Source organism: Streptomyces lydicus (assembly GCF_001729485.1).
Classification (GTDB): domain Bacteria; phylum Actinomycetota; class Actinomycetes; order Streptomycetales; family Streptomycetaceae; genus Streptomyces; species Streptomyces lydicus_D.
Genome location: NZ_CP017157.1, coordinates 2,916,007 through 2,940,255 on the forward strand (window position 1 = coordinate 2,916,007; position 24,249 = coordinate 2,940,255).

The window sequence follows — 24,249 nt, forward strand, 5'->3', positions numbered from 1 at the left end:
CGTCCGGCACCCGGAAAGGACGTCATGAGCGAGCGCACCGCGCACCGGCCCGCAGCGGCCCCGGACCGCTGGCGGGTCATCTGGCAGGACACCTTCGACGGCGACGCGGGCGCACCCCCGGACCCGGAGCGCTGGCGGACCGTCACCGGCAGCCCCTTCGGCGCCGGCGTGGAGGAGCACACCGACGACCCCGGGCACCTGGCGCTCGACGGCGACGGGCACCTGCGCCTGACCGCCACGTACGAGGCCGGTACCGGCCCCGACGGCACCGGGGGCCGGTACCGGGCGGCGTGGATCGAGACCCGGCGGGAGGACTTCGTTCCCCGCCCCGGCGGCGCGCTGCGCATCGAGGCCCGGGTCCGCACCGCCCCCGGCAGCGGCCTCGACTGCGCGATGTGGGCCTGGGGCACCCAGCTGCGCCACCGTGGTGACGAGGACCCGGTGCAGGCGTGGTACCGGGCCGGAGAGATCGACGTCTTCGAGGTGCTCGGCTCCGAACCCGACTCCGTCTGGGGCGCCGTGCACTCCCCGGAGTGCCACCAGATCCCCTCCCTCGGCATGGGCGCCCCCACCACCACCGGCGACGGCAGCGCGCTCAGCGACCGGTTCCACACCTACGCGGTCGTCTGGCGGCGCGACCCCGACTCCCTCACCTGGTCCCTCGACGGCCGCGAGTACCTGCGGCTGACACCCGAGGACACCACGCCCCAGGGATGGCTGTTCCGCCAGCCCGTCTTCTTCTGCCTGGCCGTCATCATCGGCAGCCCGGGCGGACCGGTGCTGCCGGGCACGCCGGACCCGTCCGCGTTCCCGTCCGCGCTGCTCGTCGACCACCTGACCATCTCCGAAGAGACCGAACCGACCGAGGGGACACGGGCGTGAACCAGCCCACCGCACAGGACCTCCATCCGCTGATCACCGAGCTGGTGCACGACGTCCGCCGGGATCCGACGGGCGCGCTGGGCCCCTCCGTCTACGAGACGGCCCGGCTCACCGCGCTGGCACCCTGGCTCCCGGGCCATGCGGAGCGCCTCGCCTTCCTCCTCGACGGGCAGAACCCGGACGGCAGTTGGGGCGGCCCGGACGGCTACGCGCTGGTCCCCACCCTGAGCGCGATACAGGCCCTGCTGTCGCTCCTCGACCGGGAAGGCCCCGAGGCGCCGCCCGCCCCGCGGGACGCCGTTGCCTCCGCCGCCACCCGCGGACTGACCGCCGCGGCCGCGATACTCGCCAAGAGCGAGCAGCAGGCCGTACCGTCCACCGTCGTCCACTTCATGATCATTCCGGCCCTGGTGGAGGACATCAACGCGCGGCTGGCCGCCCCGCCGCCCGGCATCCCCGGGACCGCCCTGCGCCCGCTGCCGCTGCCGCACGGCATGACCGACGCCGTGTTGCGCCAGCTGCGGACGGATGCCTGGCGCAACCCGCTGGCCGGCCACTACCTGGAGATCGTCGGGCCGGTCGCGGTCAACGCCGCCGAAATGCGGCCCGTCGACGGGGCCGTGGGCTGCTCGGCCGCGGCGACCGCGGCCTGGCTCGGCCCCGACGAACCCGCCGACCCGGATCACCCCTCCGTCCGCTTCCTCACCGCCACCCAGGCCCGGCTCGGCGGACCGGTCCCCGCCATGACCTCGCTGACGTACTACGAACGGGCCTGGATCCTGGGCAACCTCGCCACCGCGGGCGCCCCCGTCGACCTGCTCGCGCCGCTGGCGGAGGGACTGCCGCCCGAGGTCGGACGCTCCGGCGCGCCCACCGCACCGGGCTTCGCCTACGAGGCCGAGACCAGCGCCATCGTCCTGACGGCGCTCGCCCGGCTGAACGCCCCGGAGGAGCCCCACTACCTGTGGCAGTACGACGCGGGCAGCCACTTCATGTCCACCCTCCCGGAACACCAGCCGTCCAACACCACCAACGCCCACGTCCTCGAAGCGCTCGGCGGCTACGCCGACCACCGTCCCGCCGACGCCGCCCGCTACCGCGAAGCGGTCACCCGGATCGCCCGCTGGCTGGGGGAGCGGCAGCAGCCGGACGGCAGCTGGTCGGACAAGTGGCACGCCTCCCCGCTCTTCGCCACCGCACGCTGCGTCCTCGCCCTGCACCGGCACGCCGGCGCGCAATCCGCCGCAACGGTGCGGCGGGCCGTCAGTTGGGTGCTGCGCAACCAGCACGACGACGGCTCCTGGGGCCACTGGGGCGGCACCGCGGAGGAGACCGCGTACGCGGTGCGGATCCTCCTGGACACCCGGGCCGAGGGGGACCAGGAGGTGGTCGCGGCGGCGTTGCGCGGCCGCGACCACCTCCTGCGGCACGGCCTGGGCGACCGCCATCCGCCCCTGTGGATCGGCAAGGAGCTCTACACCCCCGCCCACATCGTGCGCGCCGCCGTCCTGGGCGCACTGCTGGCCGCGCAGCGGCTCGACTGACCGGCGCCGGCGGGCCGGAACGGCGGGTCGTACGGCCCGCCGTTCCGGCCCGTCTCAGGCGCGGTGCAGACGGACCGGGAGCGTCCGGAGGCCGCGGATGAGCGTGCTGGACCGCCAGCGCAACTCGCCCGGTGGGACCGCGAGTTCCATCCCGGGGAAGCGCTGGAGCAGCGCGTCGAAGGCGATCCGGGCCTCCAGCCGGGCCAGCGGCGCGCCCAGGCAGTGGTGGATGCCGTGCCCGAACGCCAGGTGGCCGCCGTCCGCGCGGGAGACGTCCAGGTCGTGCGGCCGGGGGAACCGCCGCGGGTCGCGGTTGGCGGAGGCCAGCGACAGCAGCACGAAGTCCCCGGCGGGGATGTCCACGTCGCCGATGCGTACGCCCTGCGTGGCGCAGCGGAACGTGGCGTGCTTCAACGGGCCCTCGATCCGCAGGAATTCCTCGACCGCGGTGGGCAGCAGCGACCGGTCGGCGAGCAGCTTCTCCCACTGGTCGCGGTCCGCCATCAGATGGAACACCCCGTTGCCCAGGGTGTTGACGGTGGTCTCGTGACCGGCGACCAGCAGCAGGAACGTCATCGACAGCAGCTCGGTCTCGCTCAGCCGGTCCTCGTCGTCGCGGGCGGCCACCAGCATGGACAGCACGTCGTCGGACGGCGCGTGGCGCTTGCGCTCGATGAGGTCGCGCAGATAGCCGGTCAGTTCGGCCGAGGCGGTGGCGGCCGCTTCCGAGGTGCCACCGGCGACCAGCGCCCTGGACCAGGCGCTGAAGACCGCCTCTTCCCCGGCCGGTATCCCCAGCAGCAGGCAGATCACCGCGATCGGCAGCGGAAACGCGAAGCGGTCCAGGAGGTCCACGACGTCCTCGCCGTCCAGACCGTCCAGCAGGTGGTGGGTGAGGCGCTCGATGGCGGGGCGGAGCCGCTCGACGGCGCGGGTGGTGAACACGCTGTTGACGAGCCGGCGGAGCCTGGTGTGGTCCGGGGGGTCGCTGTGCAGCATGTGTGTGGCGAGGGAGGCGGAGAAGGCGCCGCGCTTGTCGCTGTCCGGTGCGTTCTGCGCGAAGAGAGGGTCCGTCCGGCGCAGATCGGTGCTGAGCCGGGGGTCGGCGAGCGCCGCGCGCACCGTGGCGTGGCCGGTCACGACCCACACCGGCAGGCCGCCGCAGACCGGGAGGTCCGGCGGGAGGACGACCCGGTGTGCCGGGCCGTCGCGGTGCAGTTCGGCGTAGAGGGAATGCGGGTCCTGCATGAAGGCGGCGTCGAGCTGCCGGAGGCGTGATCGGACCGGGTTCTCTGACATGTGGCACTTCCTCCACGGAAAGGATGTGGCCGCCCCACCGGAGCAAAGGAACGGTGGGGCGGCCGGTGGCAGCCGCTGGGCCGGGGGAACCCGGCGACTGCTGGCTCGTGGTGTGCTGTGGTCAGGTGCCCGGGGCGACTTCCTCCTTGGCGGGCGCGGCCGGGGCCCGGCCCGGAGCCGGCGTCCGCAGGTCGACCTTGATCAGGGCCGCCGCGACGACCGCGGTGACCAGCAGGATCCCGCCGGCCCACAGGCTCGCCACCGCGTAGCCGTGCACGGTCGCCTCCGCGGTGGCCGCGGCTCCGGGAGCCCGGGAGGCCAGGGCGGTGGCCGTCACGCTCGTCGCGATCGTGTTGAGCAGCGCCGTCCCGATCGAGCCGCCGATCTGCTGCGAGGTGCTGACGAACGCCGAGACCACACCGACGTCGGTGGGCGGCACCTTGTTCGTCGCGATGTTGACGCACGGCGTCATCACCAGGCCCAGTCCGGCGCCGAGCAGGATCTGGGTGGGCAGCAGCGTCGACGCGTACGGGCTCTCCGGGGTCAGCCGGCCGAGGTTGAACAGTCCGGCCGCGGCCAGCAGCAGCCCCGGCGCCACCAGCAGCCGCACCGGCACCCGCGGCATGAGCCGGGCGGTGACCTGCGTCGTGGTGAGCACCGTCGCCAGGGTCGCCGGGAGCAGCGCCAGCCCGGCGCGGGCCGGTGAGTAGTGCATGACCACCTGGAGCTGGTAGGTCATGATCAGGAACAGCCCGAACATGCCGACCATGGCCAGCGCGATGGTGAGGAAGCCACCGGCGCGGTTGCGCTCGGCCAGCACCCGCAGCGGCAGCAGGGGATCGCGGACCTTGGCCTGCAGCACCACGAAGGCGGTCAGCAGCACCAGCGCGGCCACCAGCAGGCCGACCACCCGGCCGGATCCCCAGCCCTCGTCCGCGGCCTCGCTGAAGCCGTAGACCAGCGCCACCATGCCGCCGCTGGAGAGCACCGCGCCGGGGACGTCGATCCGCACGCCCCGCTGGGCCGGCAGGCCGGGCAGCAGCAGCCAGGCGCCGACGGCGACCAGGATGCCGATGGGGACGTTGACGTACAGGCACCAGCGCCAGTTGAGGTACTGGGTGATCACGCCGCCGCAGAGCAGCCCCAGCGCGCCGCCGGCCGCGGCCACCGAGCTGAAGACGCCGAACGCCTTGGCGCGCTCCCGGGGCTCGGTGAACGTCGTGGTGAGCATCGCGAGGGTCGCGGGGATGAGGAGCGCGGCGAAGAGTCCCTGGGCGGCGCGGGAGCCGACCAGGACCGCGGCGGTCGGCGCGGCGCCGCCGGCCGCGGAGGCGGCGGTGAATCCGGCGACCGCGATGACGAAGGCCCGCTTGCGCCCGATGAGGTCACCGATCCGGCCGCCCAGCAGCAGCAGTCCGCCGAAGGCGAGGGTGTAGGCGGTGATCACCCACTGCCGGTCCGCGTCCGACATGCCCGTGGAGCGCTGGGCCCAAGGGAGGGCGATGTTCACGATCGTGGTGTCCAGCATGACCATCAGCTGGGCGATCCCGATCACCGCCAGGCCCCACCACCGGAAGCGCGCCTGCCTCGTGGTCGAGGCCGCGGTCGCTTGCGTCATGTCGCTCCTCTTTCGTCTTCCCGCGCTCGTTGACGCAGGCCGGCGCGGCACCGGACTGCGGTAGCAGCAGTAAAACCCAATTGCTTAACCGAGTCAAGATGTAAACCTGGTCACCTCCTTGACCCGGTTAGCCTCGTGTTAGGGTGCAGGGGTGGAAGAGCGAGACGAGCCGATGGGGCTCAGGGAGCGCAAGAAGCAGCGGACGCGGCAGGCGATCTCCGACGCCGCGATCTCGCTGTTCCTCCAGCACGGGTTCGACCAGGTCTCGGTCGTGGACGTGGCGGCGACGGCCGAGGTCTCCAAGCCGACGCTGTTCAAGTACTTCCCGACCAAGGAAGACCTGGTGGTGCACCGCTTCGCCGACCACGAGACGGTGGCGGGCGACATCGTGCGCGAGCGCCGCTCCGGCGTCTCGCCGCTCGCCGCCCTGCACCAGCACTTCGTCGACGGACTGGCCCGCCGCGACCCCATCACGGGACTGAACGACGAGCAGGAGGTCCTCGACTTCCACGGACTGGTCTACTCCACGCCCAGCCTGCTCACCCGCGTGGTGCAGTACCAGAGCCGCGCCGAGGACGCGCTGGCGCAGGCGCTGGCGGAGGCGTTCGACGCCGGGCCCGCCGACCTCACGCCCCGGCTGCTGGCCGGTCAGGTCGTCGCCGCCCAGCGCATCCTGGCCGCGGCCAACTGGCAGCGGATCGTCGACGGCGCCACGGCGGACGGCAGTTACCCGCAGGCGGTCGCCGACGCCGACCATGCCTTCGCGCTGCTGGAGTGGGGGCTCGCCGGCCCCTCGGCCGCCCGCACCGCCTGACGGCCCGCAGCCGCACCGGCGCACCACAAGAAGGAGCACGCCCCGGATCCGGGGCGTGCTCCTTTCGCTGTCGCGTCAGCCGGCCAGCGGCTCCGGCAGCGGGTCCGCGTGCAGCACGTCGAGGCGGGACACCGCACGCGTCACGGCCACGTACAACCGGTGCAGGCCCCGCGGCTCGGCCGCCACGATGGCCGAGGGCTCCACGACGATCACGTGGTCGTACTCCAGGCCCTTGACGACCTTCGCCGGCAGGACCGCGAGCCGCGCCGCCGTACCGACGTCCTCGGAGGTGGCGACCTCCAGGCCCGCCGCCCGCAGCGCCTCGGCCGTCCGCTCCGCCTCGGCGTCCGCGGTGATCACCGCGATGGCCCCCTCCTGCGTCAGCGCCCGGCGCGCGGCGTCGACCGTCGCGGACAGCAGGTCCGGCACCTGGCGGACCGTCAACTCGCCGTCCTGACGCAGGGACCGGGCCGGCGGCACGTCCACGTCGAGCGCGCCCAGCAGCCGGTTGGCCAGGGACATCACGGCGGCCGGCACCCGGAAGCCGGTGGTGAGTTCGGTGACCGTCCCCTGGGTCTTGCCCAGATGCGCCAGCTGCTCGGCCCAGGAGCGTGCCGCCCACGGCGCGGTGGCCTGGGCCAGGTCGCCCAGGACGGTGAGCGAACCGAAGCCGCTGCGGCGGGCGATGGCCCGGCACTGCATGGGGGAGAGGTCCTGGGCCTCGTCGACGACCACGTGGCCGAAGCTGCCGGGCCGCTCGATCAGGCCGGCGACCTCGTCGATCAACAGCAGGTCCTCGGCGGACCACTTGGCGCTCTTGACCGACCGCGGCGGCCTGTCCCACACCAGCGCCGCCTGCTCGTCGGCGTCCAGCAGCCCGTCCGCCGCCCGGGCCAGCGCCTCGGCATCGCCCAGCAGGCCGGCGACCACCTCCTCCGCGCGGACCGTGGGCCACACGGCGTCCAGGAAAGCCGCGACCGGGCGGCAACGGCCGATCTTCCGCTGCCAGGTCATGTTCTTGGGACCCGCCCGGCGCTCGGCCTGCTCCTGCACCAGCGACACCGCCCGCGAACGGACGTGTTCCCGCCCCACCGCGTACGGCGGCGCCTGCTCGCGGACCTCCTCGACGATGCGGCTCAACTCGTCGCCGTACACCCGCCAGCGGTAGGAGCCGTCGGGGACGGTGATGCCGTCGGGGACCGCGGTGACCCGGCTGTACAGGGCGCGCTCCAGTACGGCCGCCATTCGGTGGCTCTGCTTGACGGCCGCCGCCAGTTCACCGTCGACGGCCTGGACCGGGTGGTGGGCCACCACGTCCTCCACCGTGCACTGCGCGATGTCGATCTCGCCGAGCGCCGGGAGCACCTGGGCGATGTAGCGCAGGAACGTCTGGTTGGGGCCGATGATCAGCAGACCGCTGCGCTGCAGCCGCTGCGGGTAGGTGTACAGCAGATAGGCCGCACGGTGCAGACCGACCGCGGTCTTCCCGCTGCCCGGTGCCCCCTGGATGCACACCGAGTCGGCCAGTTCACGGCGCACCAGGTCGTCCTGCTCCGGCTGAATGGTGGCGGCGATGTCGCGCATCGGGCCGGTGCGCGGGCGCTCGATCTCGGCCGCGACGATCCGGCTCGCCCCGGCCGGTACGTCCTCCTGCCGGTCGAGGTGCTCGTCCTCCATGCCCGTCAGGTCCTTCGGCTCGCCGCTGCTGAGCGGTGCCCAGCCGAAGCGCCTGCGGACCGCGACGCCCTGCGGCTCCAGGGCGCTCGCCTGATAGAAGGTGCGCGAGACCGGCGCCCGCCAGTCGACGACCAGCGGCGGCGCGGCCGGGTGCTCCGAGACCCGGCGGCGCCCGATGTAGTAGCGCTGCCGGCGGTGGTCCCCGGTCTCCGGCGCGTCGTCGAAGTCCAGCCGGCCGAAGAAGAGCGGGCTGTCCGGCTCCTGAGCCATGTCCCGCGCACGGGTGCGCAGGTAACGGCCCAGCGCCTCCGCGCTCGCGCCGTCCCCCGAGACGTCCTGCCCCTCGGTGACCTGCAGGCCCGCGTCCTCGACCTGCCGGGTCATCGCGTCCCGGCACAGGGCGACGTACCGCCGCTCCTCGGCGAGTTCGTCGTCCAGCCCGGCGGCATCGCCGGCGCGGGAGTCCGGGGTGTACGCGTCCTGGGCGTATGACGTCATCGATCGCGACCTTTCCGCAGTGACCGCCTTGCTGTGCTGCGTCCGCGCCGTCCGTACGCGGTACGGCGCCGGCGGTGGTTGACGCGCACAGCATAACTGAACCGGGTTAAGAGACTTACCGGGTTGCCCCTGTGCGGGGGCGGCGGTCCCGGGGGCGGGCCGCGCCGTCGCGTCCGCCCCGCGGAGGCGGGCCCGGAGCCGCCCCCTCCGTGTCCCGCGGGCGCCGGCCAACACCCCTGCCCGGCCACGCAGATAGGGGCTGTAGGGGTTTTGGGGCGCTCTTTCAGCGGGCTAGCCTGCGAAAGCGGCACACAGGTTTTGCGAGTCCGAGTATTCGGGGTGGGTGGATGGGCAAGGCAATGGAGCGCGCATGCGACGACGCACGGCACAGTGGAGTGGTGATCGTCAGCAGTCTCGCTTCCGACGCCCACACCTGGAACCTCGTCTATCTCCAACTCCTGCTGGAAGAGCACGGTTTCCAGGTGGTGAATCTCGGTGCCTGCGTACCCGATGAACTGCTCGTCGCCGAATGCCTGGACCGCGCCCCGGCCATGGTGGTCATCAGCAGCGTGAACGGGCACGGATATCAGGACGGCCTGCGCGTCGTCGGGCAACTGCGCCGGCGCCCGGCGCTCGCCCGGACCCGGATGGTGATCGGCGGGAAGCTCGGGATATCCGGCGCGCGGGACGGACTGCGCGCGGACCAGCTGCTGGACGCCGGATTTGACGCGGTGTTCCCCGACGGACCCGATGCCGTACCGGAATTCGAGCGCTATCTGAGTCATGTCTTCGAACGAGTCGCCTCATGAACGTCGAATTCCGTCTTCCGTCACACGTGACGGAAGACGGAACGGCCGGTAATTCCACCGGCTTCGGTGAGTTCGTGCGCCGCCGGGCCGCAGCCGGCGAACTCGTCGTCCAACCGCGCATGGGATTCAGTGATCCCGCGCGGATGCGGGCCGGACTGCTGGCCACCCGGCGCGCCGCGGCCACCACCGTGGGCACCCTCACCGTCGACAGCTACACCCGCGTCGGCGACCTGGCGGCGGCCCGCGACGCCCTGCGCGCGGGCATCGCGCTCAACGGCTACCCCCTCGCGACGCACCCCCGGGAGACCACCGCGCAGGTCCTCGCGGGCATCGCGGCCGACGACTTCCCCGTACAGGTCCGGCACGGCTCGGCCGATCCCGGCCACATCTTCACGGCCCTGACCGCCGCCGGGCTCTCGGCGACCGAGGGCGGACCGGTCTCCTACTGCCTGCCCTACGGCCGTACGCCGCTGGAGAAGTCCGTCGACAGCTGGGCACGGTGCTGTGAGGAGTTCGCCGAACCGCGGCGGCCGGGCGTGCGGCCGCACCTGGAGACCTTCGGCGGCTGCATGCTCGGGCAGCTGTGCCCGCCCGGCCAGCTGGTGGCGCTCAGCGTCCTGGAGGCGCTGTTCTTCCACCGCCACGGCCTGCGCAGCATTTCGGTGAGCTACGCCCAGCAGAGTCACCCCGGCCAGGACCGGGAGGCGGTCCGGGCCCTGCGCGTACTGTGCGCGCGGCTGCTGCCCGACGCGGACGTGCACATCGTGGTCTATGCCTACATGGGCCTGTTCCCGCAGACCGCGGACGGCGCCCGGGCGCTGCTCGGCGAGGCCACGCGGCTGGCCCGGGCCACCGGGGCCGAGCGGCTCATCGTCAAGACCGAGGCGGAGGCCGACCGCATCCCGACGGTCGCCGAGAACGTCGCCGCGCTGGAACACGCGGGCCGCACCGCCCGCGGCCACCGCGCGGAGGCCCCGGCGGGCGCCGACGACGACTCCCAGGTGCACGCCGAGGCGTACGCCCTCATCGACGCGGTGCTCAACGCCGCCCCGGACATCGGCCGGGCCCTGGTGCAGGCGTTCAAGCGCGGACTGCTGGACATCCCCTACTGCCTCCACCCCGACAACGCCGGCCGCAGCCGGAGCTATCTGGACCACGACGGCCGGCTGCGCTGGGCCGACGTCGGTTCGCTCCCGCTGGCCCCGCTGGTCGGGGCCGGCCGCAGCCGGCCGGTCACCTCCGGCGAGCTGATGAGCGCCCTGTCCTATGTGCGCCGCACCTTCGACGGCGACCCGTACGGCGAGCTGCGCGGGCACCCGCGCGGAAAGGCGGTCGAAGACCGATGAGAGCACTCGTGCTGGCCGGCGGGACCGGGACCAGACTGCGTCCGCTCACCCACACCTCGGCCAAGCAGATGGTGCCGGTGGCCAACAAGCCCGTGCTGTTCTACGGCCTGGAGTCGATCGCCCGCGCCGGGATCATCGACGTCGGCATCGTCGTCGGCGACACCGCGGCGGAGATCCGCGCGGCGGTCGGGGACGGATCGAGGTTCGGCCTGAAGGTCACCTACATCCCGCAGCACGCCCCGCTCGGCCTGGCCCACGCGGTCCTGGTCGCCCGGGACTTCCTGGGGGAGGAGGACTTCCTCATGTACCTCGGCGACAACTTCATCTGCGGCGGGATCACCGGACTCGTTGAGGACTTCCAGGTCAAACGGCCCGACGCGCACATCCTGCTGACCCGGGTGGCCGACCCCGGCGCCTTCGGCGTCGCCGAGCTCGGCCCGGACGGGCGGGTCGTGGGGCTGGAGGAGAAGCCGGAGCGGCCCCGCAGCGACCTCGCCATGGTCGGCGTGTACCTGTTCACCCCGGCCGTCCACGAAGCGGTGCGGAACATCCAGCCCTCCCGGCGGGGCGAGCTGGAGATCACCCACGCCCTGCAACGGCTGATCGACACCGGGCGGCGGGTGGACTCCACCCTCATCGAGGACTACTGGAAGGACACCGGTAGCGTGGTGGACATGCTGGAGGTCAACCGCACCGTCCTGGAGAGCGCCGAACCCCGGCTGGACGGGCTGGTCGACGAGCACAGCGAGATCATCGGCCGGGTCGTGGTCGAGGCCGGGTCGCAGATCCGCGGCTCGCGCATCGTCGGCCCCGTCGTGATCGGCGCGGACAGCCGGATCACCGGCTCCTACGTCGGCCCGTTCACCTCCATCGGCGAGCGCTGCCGGCTCGACGACTGCGAGGTCGAGTACTCCGTCGTCCTGCCAGAGACCCGCATCACCGGGGTGCGCCGCATCGCCGCCTCGCTGATCGGACGCAACGTGGAGGTCAGCCCGGCCTCGCACGGCCCCCGCACCCACCGCCTCGTCCTCGGCGACCACAGCACCGTGCAGATCGCGTCATGAACATCCTGGTCACGGGAGGCGCCGGATTCATCGGCTCGCACTACGTCCGGACGCTCCTGGGCACCCCCGGTGCCGCGGACTGCGGCCGGCTGACCGTGCTGGACAAGCTCACCTACGCCGGCAACACCGCCAACCTCGCCACCGTGTGGGACGACCCGCGGTTCACCTTCGTCCACGGCGACGTGTGTGACGCGGGGCTGGTCGACAAGCTCGTCGCCGACCACGACACCGTGGTGCACTTCGCCGCGGAGTCACACGTCGACCGCTCCATCACCGGCGCGTCCGACTTCATCATGGCCAACGTCGTCGGCACCCAGACCCTGCTGGACGCGGCGCTGCACCACCAGGACTCCTTCGGCACCTTCGTCCTCATCTCGACCGACGAGGTCTACGGCTCCATCGACGCCGGCTCCTGGACCGAGAGCCACCCCGTCGCCCCCAACTCCCCGTACGCCGCCGCCAAGGCGTCCAGCGACCTGATCACCCTGGCCTACGGACGCACCCACGGCCTCGACGTACGCGTCACGCGGTGCTCCAACAACTTCGGCCACCACCACTTCCCCGAGAAGCTCATCCCGCTGTTCGTCACCAACCTCCTGGACGGCAAGCAGGTCCCGCTGTACGGCGACGGCCTGCACATCCGCGACTGGCTGCACATCGACGACCATGTGCGGGGCATCGAGCTGGTGCGCACCAAGGGCCGCCCCGGCGAGGTCTACAACATCGGCGGCGGCACGGAGCTGTCCAACATGGCCCTGACCGGGCGCCTGCTGGAGGCGTGCGACGCCGACTGGGACCGGGTCGACCACGTCGCGGACCGCAAGGGCCACGACCGGCGCTACTCGGTGGACTGGACGAAGATCCGCACCGAGCTGGGGTACGCGCCGCGCCGCGACTTCGACTCCGCCCTGGCCGAGACCATCGACTGGTACCGCACGCACCGCGAGTGGTGGGAGCCGCTCAAGCACCGCGCGGGACTGTGAGCCGGGCGGCGCGGCCAGGACGGCGACCACCCGCGCCGTTCCGGGGGCCGCGCCGCCCACCGACACCGAAGGAGCCGGCCCGCCGCGCGGGCCGGCTCCTTCGCCGTACACCACCGGTGGTTCCGCCGCGGCTCAGCCCACGCCGGTCAGCGCCCGCCGGTCCAGCTTCCCGTTCGGCGTCCGCGGCAGCACGTCCACCGGCACGAACTCCACCGGCACCATGTACGCGGGCAGCGCCTCGGCCACATGCCGGCGCAGCTCCGCCGCGCCCGGAGGCGCGTCCGCCCGCTCGGCCACCACGTACGCGACCAGCTGCTTGTCGCCGAGCCGCGACTCCTGGGCCAGCACCGCCGCCTGCCGCACCGCGGGGTGGCCGACCAGTCGTGCCTCCACCTCGCCCGGCTCGACCCTGAAGCCGCGGATCTTGACCTGGTCGTCGGCGCGCCCCACGTACTCCAGCACCCCGTCCGCCCGCCGCCGGGCCAGGTCGCCGGTGCGGTACATCCGCTCCCCGCCCGGACCGGCGAAGGGATCGGCGACGAACCGCTCAGCGGTCAGCGCCGGCCGGCTGACATAGCCGTGGGCCAGCCCGGCGCCCGCCACGTACAGCTCGCCCAGCGCCCCGTTCACCGCGGGTTTGAGCTCGTCGTCCAGGACGTAGGCCCGCTTGCCGGCGAGGGGCAGGCCGATCGGCAGGGCGGTGCCCGACAGGTCCTCGGCGACGACCGCGTGGTGGGTGGTGAAGCCCATGCTCTCGGCCGGGCCGTAGCCGTTGCCGAGCCGCAGCGCCGGGTGGTCCCGGCGGGCCTTGGCGATGTGCGGGACGGACGCCGGCTCGCCGCCGGTGATCGCGTAGCGGACCCCCTCGAACGCCTCCGGCACCTCGTCCACCAGGAAGTTGAACAGGCTCGCCGAGAGCTGAAGCATGGTCACCCCGTGCCGCGCCACCAGCTCGCCGATCTCCAGCGGGTCCGGGTTCTGGCCGGACTGCAGCACACAGCGCGCGCCGAACAGCAGGGCACCGAACAGCTCCAGGCCGAAGGCGTCCCAGGACACCGGGGAGCACTGCAGGAAGACCTCGTCGGGGCCGAACCCCGCGTAGTCCTGCCCGAGATACGTGCCGGTCAGGGCGCGGTGCGGGGACATCACGCCCTTGGGCCGGCCGGTGGAGCCGGAGGTGAACATCACGCAGGCGACGTCCTCCGGGCCGACCCCGGTGGCGAGGTTCCCGGCGGGGGCGTCGGACGTGGCCTCGTCCTCGACGTACAGGGTCGTCGCGGCCGTCAGCCGGCCGCCCAGCGGCCGCGAGGTGACGAGCAGTGGCGCGCCGGTCTCCTCCAGGGACAGGGCCAGCCGCTCCACCGGGAACTGCGGGTCGAGCATGGTGTAGCCGCCGCCCGCCTTGAGCACCGCCAGCAGCGCCACCACCATGTCGAAGCCGCGCTCCAGATGGACGCCGACCAGCGTGCCCGGTGCGACGCCGAGACCGGCCAGCCGGTGCGCGAGACGGTTGGCCCGCTCGTTGAGCGCGCCGTAGGTCAGCTCCTCGGCCTCGTGGACCAGGGCGACGGCGTCGGGGCCCCGCGCGGCCTGCGCCTCGAACAGCTCGTGCACGCACGCCCCGGCGGGCGCCCGCTGCCCGGCGGGCCCGGTGGGCCGCAGGTCGCTCCAGTGGCGCTCGATGTGCGCCAGGCAGCCCTCCCGGGTGTCGGTGCCGTGGGTCAACGACCAGCCGGCGGGTACCGCGATGCCGGCGGGCCACAGGCTGTGGCGGCCCAGGGAGTCCGTGAGGACCACATGGCCGCCGTCGTACTCCTCGAACGGATTGCTCACGAGGGCTCCCTCGTCGTCGGGTCCGGCCGCCGCTCGGCGGCCGGCTGCGGCCACAGGTCCTCCGGGGCCAGTTCGGCCACCGCGTACTTGCCCAAGGCACTGACCAGGAGCCGCAGTTCGAGCTCCAGGCAGGCGGTCAGCCGGATCAGCCCGCGGTCCGGGTCCTCGTCCGCGGCCAGCAGCGCCGCCCGGCCCAGACCGGCCGCGCGGGCACCCAGGGCCAGGCTCCTGGCCACCCGGCCGCCCTCCCACATCCGCCCGCTGACCAGCAGCGGGTGCGCCCCCGGACCGATCCGGCGCAGGCACTCGCCCAGGGGCAGCCCGACTCCGTCGAGGAAGGCGTGCGGTGCCCAGCCGGTGCCGCCCTCGGCGCCGTCGACGGTCACCGCGTCGGCACCGGCCTGCCATGCCACCGCCGCGGCCCGGTCCACGTCCCGGCCCGGGAAGAGCTTCACCCATACCCGGACCCGCGGATAGTTGCTGCGCATGAAGCGGATCTGCTGGCGCAGGATCTCCTCGGTGACGGTCCCCGGTGCGCTGCAGCGCAGCACGTCGCCCTTCTCGCCGAGGGTGTCCCGCACCCGGTAGCGGTCGGCCAGCCGGTCCGCTTCGGCCGCGTCCACCAGCGTCATCCCGCCCAGGCCCGGTTTGGCGCCCTGGCCGACCTTGAGCTCGAAGGCCAGCCGCCCGGAGGCCAGCAGCGGCTGGACGTGCGGGTCGCTGTGCAGCAGGTTCCACACCTCGGCGTCGGCGTCCTCGGTGCTCTGCTGCACGGCGACGCCACCGGCGCCGTCGGGCAGTTCGTCGGCGTACGCGCGGATGCGGCGCAGCAGGCCGGAGGCGGCGCCGGCGCCGTCGGACGCGGTGCCGGGCCGTCCGTAGCCGCTGACGGGCAGCACGTTCTCCCCGATGACCAGGGGCAGGCCGAGGCGTCCCGCCTGCCGGCCGACGGCGGTGCCGAGGCCGTCGCCGGCGGCGCGGGTCGAGCCGAACGCCGAGACGTACAGCGGCAGTGGGGCGTGGAAGCCGCCGATGTCGGTGGTCAGGTCGACATCGGAGTGCTGGGGCTCGCGGCCGAGTTCGATGAGCTTTTCCAGCCGCCGCGGCATGAACACCGGCGGCACCAGACGCCCGGTCTCCAGCAGGTCACCGGGCGCGCCGTACGGGGCGCCCGCTTCGGGTGCGCCGGGGGTCGCGCCGAGCAGCGCGTGTCCGTAGCCGGACAGCGGCGGGAAGGCCGCGGCGGTGCCCGAGCGGGCCCGCTCACGCACCGCCGCCTCGGGGAACCCCGGGGCCGACAGGCCGCCGGCGCCGGTCACAACGACACCACGCCGGGGATCTTCGGGAACGCGGTGGCCTCCCAGACCGCGTCCAGGCCGCACACGTAGCGGGTCAGCCGCTCGATGCCGATGCCGAACCCGGCACTGGCCGGAATGCCTTCCCGGGCCACCTCCAGGAAGTGCTGGTACTTGCCGGGGTTCTCGCCGGTCTCCCGCATCCGGGTGACGATCCGCGCGTGGTCGAACTCCCGCTCCGCGCCGCTGATCAGCTCGCCGAATCCCTCGGCCGCCAGCAGGTCGAAGTTCCGCAGGGTGCCGGGCACTTCGGGGTCCTCGCGGTCGTAGAAACCGCGCGAGCCCTTCGGGTAGCCGGTGACGAAGAACGGGCGGGTGGCCTTGCGGGACAGCATCGCCTCGCCCTCCCAGTCGATCTCCGCGTCCGGGTTCTGCTCGTGTCCGAGGACGGCCAGATCGGCGACCGCCGTGGCGTGGCTGAGGCGGTCGAAGGGCCGGGCGAGCAGGTCGGTGAAGGCGTCCGGGTCCCGGCCGAGCACGTCGAGGTCCTCGGGCAGCTGCTCGGTGACCGTCCGCACCGCGGCACGGACGAGGTCCTCGGCGACGCCCATCGCGTCCTGCGCGCCGGCGCCCGCGATCTCCACGTCGAACTGGTGGAACTCGGCGAGGTGCCGCTGGGTCGAGCAGGTCTCCGGGGGCTCCAGGCGGACGTTGGGCGCCACGCAGAAGATCTTGTCGAAGGTCAGCAGCGCCGCCTGCTTGTACATGATGGCGCTGGTCATCAGCTTGTAGCGGTGCCCGTAGTAGTCGACGTCGACCTGCTTGGCGCCGCGTCCGCCCGGGTCGGTGGCCGGGCCGATGACGGGCGGCAGCAGCTCGACGAAGCCGAGCGCGCGCAGATGGTCGCGGGCCGCGGAGACGATCTGCTGCTGGATGCGCAGAACGGCGCGGGTGCGGGGGCTGTCGAGGTGCTTCCGGGGTGAGGGCGGCAGCTGGCTCATGTGCCTTTACTCCGTGGGGTGCTGACGGGGCCGGGGGCCCGCGCGTGGTGCGGCCGGTGAGGTTCGGGGCGGGGCGGGGGCGTTCAGGGGCGGAGGGCGAACTCCGCCCGGAACCCGAAGAATCCGCTGGGCGCGTCCTGGACCTGGCTGAAGCGGACATCGCCGCGGGCGCCGCGGTACTTGCCGGACCCGCCGGTGACCACGCCCTCGAAGGAGTAGTCGGCGGCGGCGCCGGGACGGGCCTTCTTCGCGCCGGTGACGGTGTCGAAGGGCAGCAGCTGGCTCACGCTGAGCTGGCCGCCGGGGAGCTTCCACATGCTGGTGCACTGGGCCGCCCACATGTGGCCCTCGAAGTGGGCCTTGACGATGGCGCACTGGCCGCCGGTCTCACCGATCTTCTTCCGGGCCGTGTCGGTGATGTCGGCGTAGCTGGTGAACGAGGTGCCCACCTTCGCGTCCGCCGGTATCGCGATGTCGGTGATCTGCTCCTCCACCACCAGGGAGGGTCTCGGGGCGGCGGAGCCACCGGGGTCGGCCACCGCCACGCCGACGGTTGCGGCAAGGGCCAGGGCGGCGGCACCGAGGCCGAGGACGACTCGTTTCATGATTCCTCCGGGACGTTGTGCGCGGCGTACCGGGGCACGCCGCGCGGTGCTGGGGACGGGCACAGCAGCGGGAACGGGCGGGCGGTCGGGAGTGCTCGGGGTGGTCCGGGCCGTCAGGACAGGAGGCGTACGAGGGAGGGCACGGTGTCCGCCGGTGCGGGCATGGCCTCGATCTCCGTCCGCACCTCCTCGGCGGCGGCGCGGTAGGCCGCGTCCTCCAGCAGCGCCGAGAGGTGATCGGTGGTGAAGGCGTCCAGCTCGACGCCGACGCCGACCCCGCGGCTGGCCACCGCCTTGGTGTTGAGCAGCTGTTCGTTGCCGTGCGGCACGATCAGCTGCGGTACGCCGCGGGCCAGCGCGGTGAAGGTCGTCCCGTCGCCGCCGTGGTGCACCACGGCGGCACAGGTCGGCAGGAGTTCGTGCAGCGGGATCCAGCCGGTGGGGCGGACGTTGGCGGGGAGGTCGCCCAGCGCCGACAGGTCGCTGTCGCCGACTGCCAGCACGATCTCCGCGCCGGTACGGGCCGCTTCGTGCACCACCCGCTTGAGGTGGCCCACGCCGTCCACGCCGGGGACCACCGTGCCCAGCGTGAGGCACACCCGGGGGCGTCCGGCCGGCCGGGTCACCCAGTCCGGGAGGAGCCCGCCGCCGTTGTGCGGCAGATAGCGCATCGGCCGGGTGGTGGGCTCCGGCGCGACGACGCTGGGCGGCGCCATGCCGATGGCGACGGCGGGCGGTTCGACGGCGGGTACGCCGTGATGCGCGGCCAGCCAGCGGGTGAACTGCGGGTGGAAGAAGCGGTCGACGCCCTGGAGATGAATCTCCAGCTGCACCCGGGGAATTCCGAGCCGGGTGGCCACCAGAGGGGCTCCGATATGTGACGGCTCATGGATGATGACGTCCGGGCGCCAGCGCCGGGCGATTTCCAGGTCGCCGTCCAGGGTGAGTTCGGCAAAACCCGCGAACGTTTCGGCGATGCGTGCCGCGTCCCGCGCGTCGATAATCTTGGCGGGGTCGAACATCCCCGAAAGATGGGCGATGCGCTCGCTTTCCCCTTCGGTTTCCCCGGGCGTCCCGGACCGAGTTCCGGGGCGGTTCACAAGGACCGCTTCCACGTCCGCTTCCGGGGCCGTATCGGCCATCGAGAGCCCCGATTCGGCGACCACTCGCGTCCGTTCACCGGTTCCGGTGTACAGAATCTCGTGCCCGGCCGACCGTAATGCCCAGGCCAACGGAATGGATGGCGAGATATGGCTGAAGCCGGACAGGAACATGAACAGCGCCCGCATTACGCCCCCGAATAAAGGTTGTCACTCGTGCCGGTGCCGCTAAGCGGCCGCGCACAATGCTGCCCCGATGTGTCGCCGACACTAGCAGCGATGTCAATACCCGGAATCTAGGGGTTAGTCAGGGGGGCTAGGGGTTACGTCCATTGGGCGCCCGGCATACCGTGAGTCCGGTGAATGCACGTAGGTACGCTATCGCTGCGAGAGGCCGATGACGACAGCCGATCCCAAAGATCGCACCTTTTCCGCGACGCAGTGGCGCGTCCTGTTGCACGACGACTTCACGGGCCCGGCCGGCTCCCCGCCGGACGCCGGCCGCTGGCTGACGCGCACCGGCCGCCCCTTCGGCGCCGGGGTCGAGACGCACGCCGACGACAGCGCGCACGTGGCGCTCGACGGCGCCGGCCGGCTGACGATGACCGCCACCCGCGACGCGGCGGGCGGCTTCACGGCCGCCTGGCTCGAAAGCCGCCGGGAGGACCTGCTGCCGCCCAGCGGCGGAGCCCTGCGCATCCAGGCGCGGGTCCGCACCGCCCCGGGGCCCGGCCTGGACTGCGCCCTGTGGGCCTGGGGCAACCCGATGCGGCACCCGGAGCCCGGAGAGGCCGAACTGGACCGCTGGTTCCGGGCGGGCGAGATGGACGTGTTCGAGGTGCTCGGCTCCCAACCCGACCGGGTCCACGGCTCGTTGCACTCCCCGGCCTGCGACCAGCTGCCCTCCTGCGGCATCGGCGGCCACGGCGCGACCGTCGACGGCGCCCCGCTGAGCGACGGCTTCCACACCTACTCCATGGTCTGGACCCGCGACCCGGACACCGTCACCTGGCACATCGACGCCCGCCCCTACCTCAAGCTGACCCCCGAGGACACCACCCCGGAGGGCTGGCTCTTCAACCAGCCGGCACACCTGTGCCTGGCCATCATCATCGGCAGCCCGGGCGGCCCGGTGCCGCCGGGCACCCCGGACCCCGCCGCGTTCCCCGCCGGCATGCTCATCGACGAGATCACCGTCGCGGTGCGCGGCCCCAAGGACGCCACCGACGCGGCCGGGGAGGCAGCGCGATGACCGAGCGGACACCGGTCGCGGACGCCTTCGGCGACGCCGACTTCATGCAGGACCCGCACGCGGTCTACCGGCGGCTGCGCGAGCAGGGCCCGGTGCACCGCACCACGCTCCCCAAGGGCGTACCGCTCTTCGGCGGGCTGCCGGTGTGGGTGGTCAGCACGTATTCCGCGGTGCGCGCCGCGCTGACCGACCCCCGGCTGAGCACCGACCTCAAGCACACCAGCGCGCTGTTCGCCCGGCACGGCACCGACACCGCCGGCGGCGCGTTCGGCGCGGCACTCGCCCGGCACATGCTCCACTCCGACCAGCCGGACCACACCCGGCTGCGCAAACTGGTCAACAAGGCGTTCACGCCGGGCGCCGTGGACCGGCTGCGGCCGCGCATCGAGGACATCACCAGCGGCCTGCTGGACGCCATGAAGGGGCGCGAACAGGTCGACCTGCTGGAGGAGTTCGCCTTCCCGCTGCCGGTCACCGTCATCTGTGAACTGCTCGGCGTCCCCGAGGCCGACCGGGCCGACTTCACGCGCTGGTCCCAGCGCCTGGTCTCCGGCCCCTCCGCCGAGGAGGTCGCCGCGGCCCAGGCGTCGATGGTCGGCTACCTGACCGAGCTGACCGCGGCCAAGCGCGCCGACCCGCAGGACGACATCCTCAGCGCCCTGGTCCAGGCCAGCGACGAGGGCGACCGCCTGGCCGACAGCGAACTGGTCCCGATGGCGTTCCTGCTGCTGGTCGGCGGGCACGAGACGACCACCAACCTGATCGGCAACGGCACCCTCCACCTGCTGCGCGACCGCGCCAAGCTGCGTGCCCTGCTCGACGATCCGGCCCTGCTGCCCGGCGCGGTCGAGGAGTTCCTGCGCTTCGAGGGGCCCATCAAGCACGCCACGTTCCGGTACACCACCGACGAGGTCGAGCTGGGCGGCGTCCGCATCCCCGCCGGGGAACTGGTCCTGGTCTCCCTGGTGTCGGCCAACCGCGACGGCGAGCGCTTCACCGACCCCGACCGGCTCGACCTGACCCGCGCCCCCGGCGGCCACCTGGCCTTCGGCCACGGCATCCACTACTGCGTCGGCGCGCCCCTGGCCCGCCTCGAGGCGCAGATCGCCTTCCGCCAACTCCTGGAACGCCACCCGGACATGACGCTCGCGGCCGAGCCGACCGAGCTGTACTGGCGGGCCAGCACCCTGATGAGGGGCCTGCACTCGCTGCCCGTCCGCCTCGGGGGCGCCGGATGACCACCACCGCCGTACCGCCGCGGGCGCCCGCTTTCCAGGAATGGTTCGAGGCCCGCAAGAGCGCCCACGAGCACCGGGTACGGCCGCTGGCGCTGGACCGGCTCGACGGGTGGCGGTTCCACGAGGACACCGGGAACCTCGTCCACCGCAGCGGTCGGTTCTTCACGGTCGAGGGGCTTAGGACCTACGTCGGCGAGGAGAGCCGGGCGCGCTGGAGCCGGCCGGTCATCGTGCAGCCGGAAACCGGCATCCTCGGCATCCTCGTCAAGCGGTTCGGATCCGTGCCGCACTGCCTGATGCAGGCGAAGATGGAGCCGGGCAACATCAACACGCTGCAGCTCTCGCCGACCGTCCAGGCCACCCGCAGTAACTACACCCGCGTCCACCAGGGCAATCGCGTCCCCTACCTGGAGCACTTCACCGCGCCCCGCCGCGGCCGGGTCCTGCTGGACGTCCTGCAGTCCGAACAGGGCGCGTGGTTCCTCGGGAAGCGCAACCGCAACATGATCGTCGAGGTGCAGCCGGACGAGGACGTGCCCGTCCTGGACGACTTCCGGTGGGTCGAACTGGCCGAACTCCGGTCCCTGCTGCACACCGACAACCTCGTCAACATGGACTCCCGCACCGTCCTGTCCGGCATGCCGCCGACCCCACCGGCGGCCGGCGCGGCCGGGACCGACGGTTTCTTCCGGCCCGCGCCGGACGGCCGCGCCCGGCACGACACCGCGTATCTGCGCAGCTGGTTCACCGAGGCCCGGACCGCGAACCCCTTGGTGCAGCGCCGGGTTCCGCTGGCGGACCTGGCCGACTGGGAGTACCGCGACGGGCGCCTCGCACACCGGCAGGGCGGCCCGTTCACCGTCATCGGTGTCGACGTCGAGGCCGGCGGCCGTGAGGTGCCGCACTGGACCCAGCCCATGGTGGCCCCCACGGGCCGTGGACTGGCCGCCTTCCTCGTCCGTCGGCTCGACGGTGTGCCGCACGTGCTGGTCAAGGCCCATACCGAGCCCGGCACCTTCGACACGGTGGAGATCGGCCCGACCGTGCAGTGCGCACTCGGCCGGGACGACCGGGACGGCGCCGCCGAACGATCCCCGTACCTGGACCGGATCCGCACCGCCCCGCCGTCCGCCGTGCGCTTCGACGCCGTGCACTCCGAGGAGGGCGGGCGCTTCCACCACGCCGAGACCCGCTATGTGATCGCCGAGGCCGGCCCGGACGCGGAGCACGACGTGCCGGACACCCACGTGTGGATGACGGTGGAACAGCTCACCGGCTTCGTCCGCTGCGGCGGCCACGTCAATGTCGAAGCCCGCAGCCTGCTGGCGTGCCTGCACACCCTGGGATGAGCACCGTGGCCGATCCGCAGCACCGTGAACCCCCGCTCCGCTTCGGCGTCCTGGGCTGTGCCGACATCGCCCGGCGCCGGGTGCTGCCGGCCCTGCTCCGGACCCCCGGGGCCCGGCTCGCCGCCGTCGCCAGCCGCGACCCCGGCCGGGCCCGGCAGGTCGCCGACACGTTCGGTTGCGCCCCGGTGGCCGGGTACCAGGCCCTGCTGGAACGCGACGACATCGACGCCGTGTACCTGCCACTGCCGCCGGCCCTGCACCCGGAGTGGATCCGGCGCGCCCTCACGGCCGGGAAGCACGTCCTCGCCGAGAAGCCGCTCACCACGAGCAGCGCCGAGACCGCCGAACTGACCGCGCTGGCCACCGCCTCGCAACGGGTCCTGGCAGAGAACGTGATGTTCGTGCACCACCCGCGGCACGAACGGGTACGCCGGCTCGTCGCCGACGGCGCCGTCGGGGTGCCGCAGACGTTCACCGCCGCCTTCACCGTCCCCCGGCGGCCGCCGGGCGACATCCGGCTCTCCGCGGAGCTGGGCGGTGGCGCGCTGCTGGACATCGGCGGCTATCCGCTGCGCGCCGCCCAGTTCTTCCTCGGCCCGGATCTGCGGGTCGCCGGCGCGGCCCTGCGCACCGGCGAGGGGGCCGAGGTCGACTGCGGGGGCGGCGCGTTGCTGGTGTCCGGTGACGGGGCGACGGCCCAGCTCACCTTCGGCCTCGACCACGCCTATGTGAGCCGTTACGAGATCCTGGGCAGCACCGGCCGGATCACCGTCGACCGCGCCTTCACCCCGCCCGCCGACCACGTCGGGGAGATCCGGCTGGACCGCGCCGACGGCACCGAGGTCCTCCCCACCCCCGCCGCCGACCAGTGCGTCAACACCCTCGCCGCCTTCGTCCGCGCCGTCCGCACCGGTGAACCGGCCGCCGGGCACGGGACGCTGCGGCGCCAGGCGGAGCTGATCGAGGAGATCCGCCGCGCCGCCGGGACGACGGACCGGGAGCCGGGCCGGTGACCGCCCACGAGCACCGGAGCGGCCCCGGCACGGCCCGCCACGTCCTGGTCCTGGGCGGCAGCGGCTTCGTCGGCCGGCACCTCACCACCGCCTTCCACCGCGCGGGCTGGCAGGTCACCGCGGTCTCCCGCGCGGGGGAGACCGGGCAGCCGGGCGGCGGCCCGGAACCGGCGGCGCCGCGCCGGCTGGCGCTGGACGTGCCGGGCACGGACCCCGGCACGCTGGCCGACGTCCTGGCCCGGGCCGCCCCGCACGTCGTCGTCAACGCCGCGGGCGCGGTGTGGGCCGCGTCCGAGGAGGAGATGGCCCGCGGCAACGTGCTGCTCGTCGACCGCCTGCTGACCGTCCTGCCCCGGCTGCCCCGGCCACCGCGGCTGCTCCAGCTGGGCACCGTCCACGAGTACGGGCCGCCCCTGGACGACGGCCCGGTCACCGAGGCGGCGGCACTGCGGCCGGTCTCCGGCTACGGACGGACCAAGGCACGGGCGAGCGAGGCCGTGCTCGGCGCGGCGCGGGACGGCGCGCTGGAGGCGACGGTGCTGCGGGTCTCCAACGCCGTGGGCGCCGGACTGCCCCGGGCCAGCCTGCTGGGCGGCGTGGCCGCGGAGCTGGCCGCGGTACCGGAGCACGGCGCCCCGGCCGTCCTGCGGCTCGGCCCGCTGACCGCCCGCCGCGACTTCGTCGACGCCACGGACGTGGCCGAGGCCGTGGTCGCGGCCGCCGCCGCGCCGGCCGCCGTACCCGTCGTGAACATCGGCCGGGGCACCTCGGTCGCCGCCGGGGACCTGGTCCGGCGGCTGCTGGCGGTCAGCGGCCGGCCCGCCGAGCTCGTCGAACAGCAGCAGCCGGCGGCCGTCCCGGCAGCACCGGGCGGCACCGCCTACGCACAGCGGCTCGACATCACCCTCGCCCGCCGGGCACTGGGCTGGCGACCGAGCAGAGAACTGGACGACTCCCTGCGGTGTCTGTGGCTCGCGGCCGGCGACCCGCCGTACGCGTCCGGCCGGGGCGCGAGGAAATGAGGAAGAG

Annotated in this window: 20 protein-coding genes; 12 read left to right on the forward strand and 8 right to left on the reverse strand. The window is 73.4% G+C overall.

The window, feature by feature from the left end; genetic code table 11:
* The first annotated feature begins 24 nt into the window (after positions 1–24).
* Together SL103_RS12505 and SL103_RS12510 are read left to right on the forward strand one after the other, a co-directional pair.
* Positions 25–882 (forward strand): glycoside hydrolase family 16 protein, encoded by an 858-nt coding sequence (locus tag SL103_RS12505; protein WP_069568925.1) that lies wholly within the window; start codon positions 25–27, stop codon positions 880–882.
* A complete protein-coding gene (locus SL103_RS12510) occupies positions 879–2,426 on the forward strand; it encodes a prenyltransferase/squalene oxidase repeat-containing protein (RefSeq protein WP_069568926.1) in 1,548 nt (515 codons plus the stop codon). Before SL103_RS12505 ends, SL103_RS12510 begins: the two co-directional genes overlap by 4 nt.
* Before the next feature lie 54 nt (positions 2,427–2,480).
* Here the strand turns inward: SL103_RS12510 and SL103_RS12515 are convergent, their stop codons facing one another.
* Both SL103_RS12515 and SL103_RS12520 read right to left on the reverse strand, forming a co-directional pair.
* The gene (locus SL103_RS12515) at positions 2,481–3,725 is read right to left on the reverse strand and encodes a cytochrome P450 family protein (RefSeq protein ID WP_069568927.1); all 1,245 of its coding nucleotides are present in this window, start codon (positions 3,723–3,725) and stop codon (positions 2,481–2,483) included.
* Between the two features lie 121 nt (positions 3,726–3,846).
* On the reverse strand, positions 3,847–5,343 hold the full coding sequence (locus SL103_RS12520) for a DHA2 family efflux MFS transporter permease subunit (RefSeq protein WP_069568928.1): 1,497 nt from the start codon (positions 5,341–5,343) through the stop codon (positions 3,847–3,849).
* Between the two features lie 172 nt (positions 5,344–5,515).
* Between SL103_RS12520 and SL103_RS12525 the strand changes: the two genes are divergently transcribed.
* Complete coding sequence (locus tag SL103_RS12525) at positions 5,516–6,157, forward strand: TetR/AcrR family transcriptional regulator (RefSeq protein WP_069568929.1); 642 nt, start codon at positions 5,516–5,518, stop codon at positions 6,155–6,157.
* A gap of 75 nt (positions 6,158–6,232) precedes the next feature.
* On the opposite strand, the gene SL103_RS12530 is transcribed toward SL103_RS12525, so the two are convergent.
* Positions 6,233–8,332: a HelD family protein gene (locus SL103_RS12530; RefSeq protein WP_069568930.1), complete on the reverse strand. Its 2,100-nt coding sequence runs from the start codon at positions 8,330–8,332 to the stop codon at positions 6,233–6,235.
* A gap of 398 nt (positions 8,333–8,730) precedes the next feature.
* On the opposite strand from SL103_RS12530, the gene SL103_RS12535 reads away from it, so the two are divergent.
* The 4 genes from SL103_RS12535 to rfbB are packed head-to-tail and all read left to right on the forward strand — an operon-like array spanning position 8,731 to position 12,534.
* On the forward strand, positions 8,731–9,141 hold the full coding sequence (locus tag SL103_RS12535; RefSeq protein ID WP_347877842.1) for a cobalamin B12-binding domain-containing protein: 411 nt from the start codon (positions 8,731–8,733) through the stop codon (positions 9,139–9,141).
* A 26-nt stretch (positions 9,142–9,167) separates the two neighbouring features.
* Complete coding sequence (locus tag SL103_RS12540; protein ID WP_069573643.1) at positions 9,168–10,487, forward strand: methylaspartate mutase; 1,320 nt, start codon at positions 9,168–9,170, stop codon at positions 10,485–10,487.
* Positions 10,484–11,551, forward strand: coding sequence for a glucose-1-phosphate thymidylyltransferase (locus SL103_RS12545; protein ID WP_069568932.1), 1,068 nt, complete (start codon positions 10,484–10,486; stop codon positions 11,549–11,551). Before SL103_RS12540 ends, SL103_RS12545 begins: the two co-directional genes overlap by 4 nt.
* On the forward strand, positions 11,548–12,534 hold the full coding sequence (gene rfbB, locus SL103_RS12550; RefSeq protein WP_069568933.1) for a dTDP-glucose 4,6-dehydratase: 987 nt from the start codon (positions 11,548–11,550) through the stop codon (positions 12,532–12,534). Before SL103_RS12545 ends, rfbB begins: the two co-directional genes overlap by 4 nt.
* A 132-nt stretch (positions 12,535–12,666) precedes the next feature.
* Here rfbB and SL103_RS12555 read toward each other — a convergent pair whose 3' ends face one another.
* The 5 genes from SL103_RS12555 to SL103_RS12575 form a co-directional block, all read right to left on the reverse strand.
* Complete coding sequence (locus SL103_RS12555) at positions 12,667–14,367, reverse strand: amino acid adenylation domain-containing protein (protein WP_164492792.1); 1,701 nt, start codon at positions 14,365–14,367, stop codon at positions 12,667–12,669.
* On the reverse strand, positions 14,364–15,686 hold the full coding sequence (locus SL103_RS12560) for a glutamate synthase-related protein (protein ID WP_069568934.1): 1,323 nt from the start codon (positions 15,684–15,686) through the stop codon (positions 14,364–14,366). The genes SL103_RS12555 and SL103_RS12560 overlap by 4 nt, the downstream gene beginning before the upstream one ends.
* Complete coding sequence (locus SL103_RS12565) at positions 15,683–16,663, reverse strand: asparagine synthetase A (RefSeq protein ID WP_069568935.1); 981 nt, start codon at positions 16,661–16,663, stop codon at positions 15,683–15,685. Before SL103_RS12565 ends, SL103_RS12560 begins: the two co-directional genes overlap by 4 nt.
* An 83-nt stretch (positions 16,664–16,746) precedes the next feature.
* Positions 16,747–17,268, reverse strand: a complete 522-nt coding sequence (locus SL103_RS12570; RefSeq protein WP_069568936.1) for an allene oxide cyclase barrel-like domain-containing protein — start codon at positions 17,266–17,268, stop codon at positions 16,747–16,749.
* 113 nt (positions 17,269–17,381) lie between these two features.
* The gene (locus SL103_RS12575) at positions 17,382–18,557 is read right to left on the reverse strand and encodes a nucleotide disphospho-sugar-binding domain-containing protein (RefSeq protein ID WP_079145706.1); all 1,176 of its coding nucleotides are present in this window, start codon (positions 18,555–18,557) and stop codon (positions 17,382–17,384) included.
* A 208-nt stretch (positions 18,558–18,765) separates the two neighbouring features.
* Between SL103_RS12575 and SL103_RS12580 the strand changes: the two genes are divergently transcribed.
* From SL103_RS12580 to SL103_RS12600, 5 genes are read left to right on the forward strand one after another with little or no spacing between them, the layout of a single operon-like run.
* Positions 18,766–19,620 (forward strand): family 16 glycosylhydrolase, encoded by an 855-nt coding sequence (locus tag SL103_RS12580; RefSeq protein WP_079145707.1) that lies wholly within the window; start codon positions 18,766–18,768, stop codon positions 19,618–19,620.
* Positions 19,617–20,858: a cytochrome P450 family protein gene (locus SL103_RS12585; protein WP_069568939.1), complete on the forward strand. Its 1,242-nt coding sequence runs from the start codon at positions 19,617–19,619 to the stop codon at positions 20,856–20,858. Before SL103_RS12580 ends, SL103_RS12585 begins: the two co-directional genes overlap by 4 nt.
* On the forward strand, positions 20,855–22,207 hold the full coding sequence (locus tag SL103_RS12590; protein WP_069568940.1) for an NDP-hexose 2,3-dehydratase family protein: 1,353 nt from the start codon (positions 20,855–20,857) through the stop codon (positions 22,205–22,207). Before SL103_RS12585 ends, SL103_RS12590 begins: the two co-directional genes overlap by 4 nt.
* Positions 22,186–23,220 carry a Gfo/Idh/MocA family protein gene (locus SL103_RS12595; RefSeq protein ID WP_244303893.1) on the forward strand — a complete coding sequence of 345 codons (1,035 nt, stop codon included), beginning with the start codon at positions 22,186–22,188 and terminating at the stop codon, positions 23,218–23,220. The genes SL103_RS12590 and SL103_RS12595 overlap by 22 nt, the downstream gene beginning before the upstream one ends.
* Complete coding sequence (locus tag SL103_RS12600; protein WP_069568942.1) at positions 23,217–24,242, forward strand: NAD-dependent epimerase/dehydratase family protein; 1,026 nt, start codon at positions 23,217–23,219, stop codon at positions 24,240–24,242. Before SL103_RS12595 ends, SL103_RS12600 begins: the two co-directional genes overlap by 4 nt.
* Positions 24,243–24,249: the final 7 nt, after the last annotated feature.

Excerpts from the sequence above, each read along its gene's own strand:
- SL103_RS12505 (WP_069568925.1), top strand. The coding sequence starts at position 25 with ATGAGCGAGCGCACCGCGCACCGGCCCGCAGCGGCCCCGGACCGCTGG.
- SL103_RS12515 (WP_069568927.1), bottom strand. The coding sequence starts at position 3,725 with ATGTCAGAGAACCCGGTCCGATCACGCCTCCGGCAGCTCGACGCCGCC.
- SL103_RS12520 (WP_069568928.1), bottom strand. The coding sequence starts at position 5,343 with ATGACGCAAGCGACCGCGGCCTCGACCACGAGGCAGGCGCGCTTCCGG.
- SL103_RS12525 (WP_069568929.1), top strand. The coding sequence starts at position 5,516 with ATGGGGCTCAGGGAGCGCAAGAAGCAGCGGACGCGGCAGGCGATCTCC.
- SL103_RS12530 (WP_069568930.1), bottom strand. The coding sequence starts at position 8,332 with ATGACGTCATACGCCCAGGACGCGTACACCCCGGACTCCCGCGCCGGC.
- SL103_RS12545 (WP_069568932.1), top strand. The coding sequence starts at position 10,484 with ATGAGAGCACTCGTGCTGGCCGGCGGGACCGGGACCAGACTGCGTCCG.
- rfbB (WP_069568933.1), top strand. The coding sequence starts at position 11,548 with ATGAACATCCTGGTCACGGGAGGCGCCGGATTCATCGGCTCGCACTAC.
- SL103_RS12565 (WP_069568935.1), bottom strand. The coding sequence starts at position 16,663 with ATGAGCCAGCTGCCGCCCTCACCCCGGAAGCACCTCGACAGCCCCCGC.
- SL103_RS12570 (WP_069568936.1), bottom strand. The coding sequence starts at position 17,268 with ATGAAACGAGTCGTCCTCGGCCTCGGTGCCGCCGCCCTGGCCCTTGCC.
- SL103_RS12575 (WP_079145706.1), bottom strand. The coding sequence starts at position 18,557 with ATGCGGGCGCTGTTCATGTTCCTGTCCGGCTTCAGCCATATCTCGCCA.
- SL103_RS12580 (WP_079145707.1), top strand. The coding sequence starts at position 18,766 with ATGACGACAGCCGATCCCAAAGATCGCACCTTTTCCGCGACGCAGTGG.
- SL103_RS12585 (WP_069568939.1), top strand. The coding sequence starts at position 19,617 with ATGACCGAGCGGACACCGGTCGCGGACGCCTTCGGCGACGCCGACTTC.
- SL103_RS12590 (WP_069568940.1), top strand. The coding sequence starts at position 20,855 with ATGACCACCACCGCCGTACCGCCGCGGGCGCCCGCTTTCCAGGAATGG.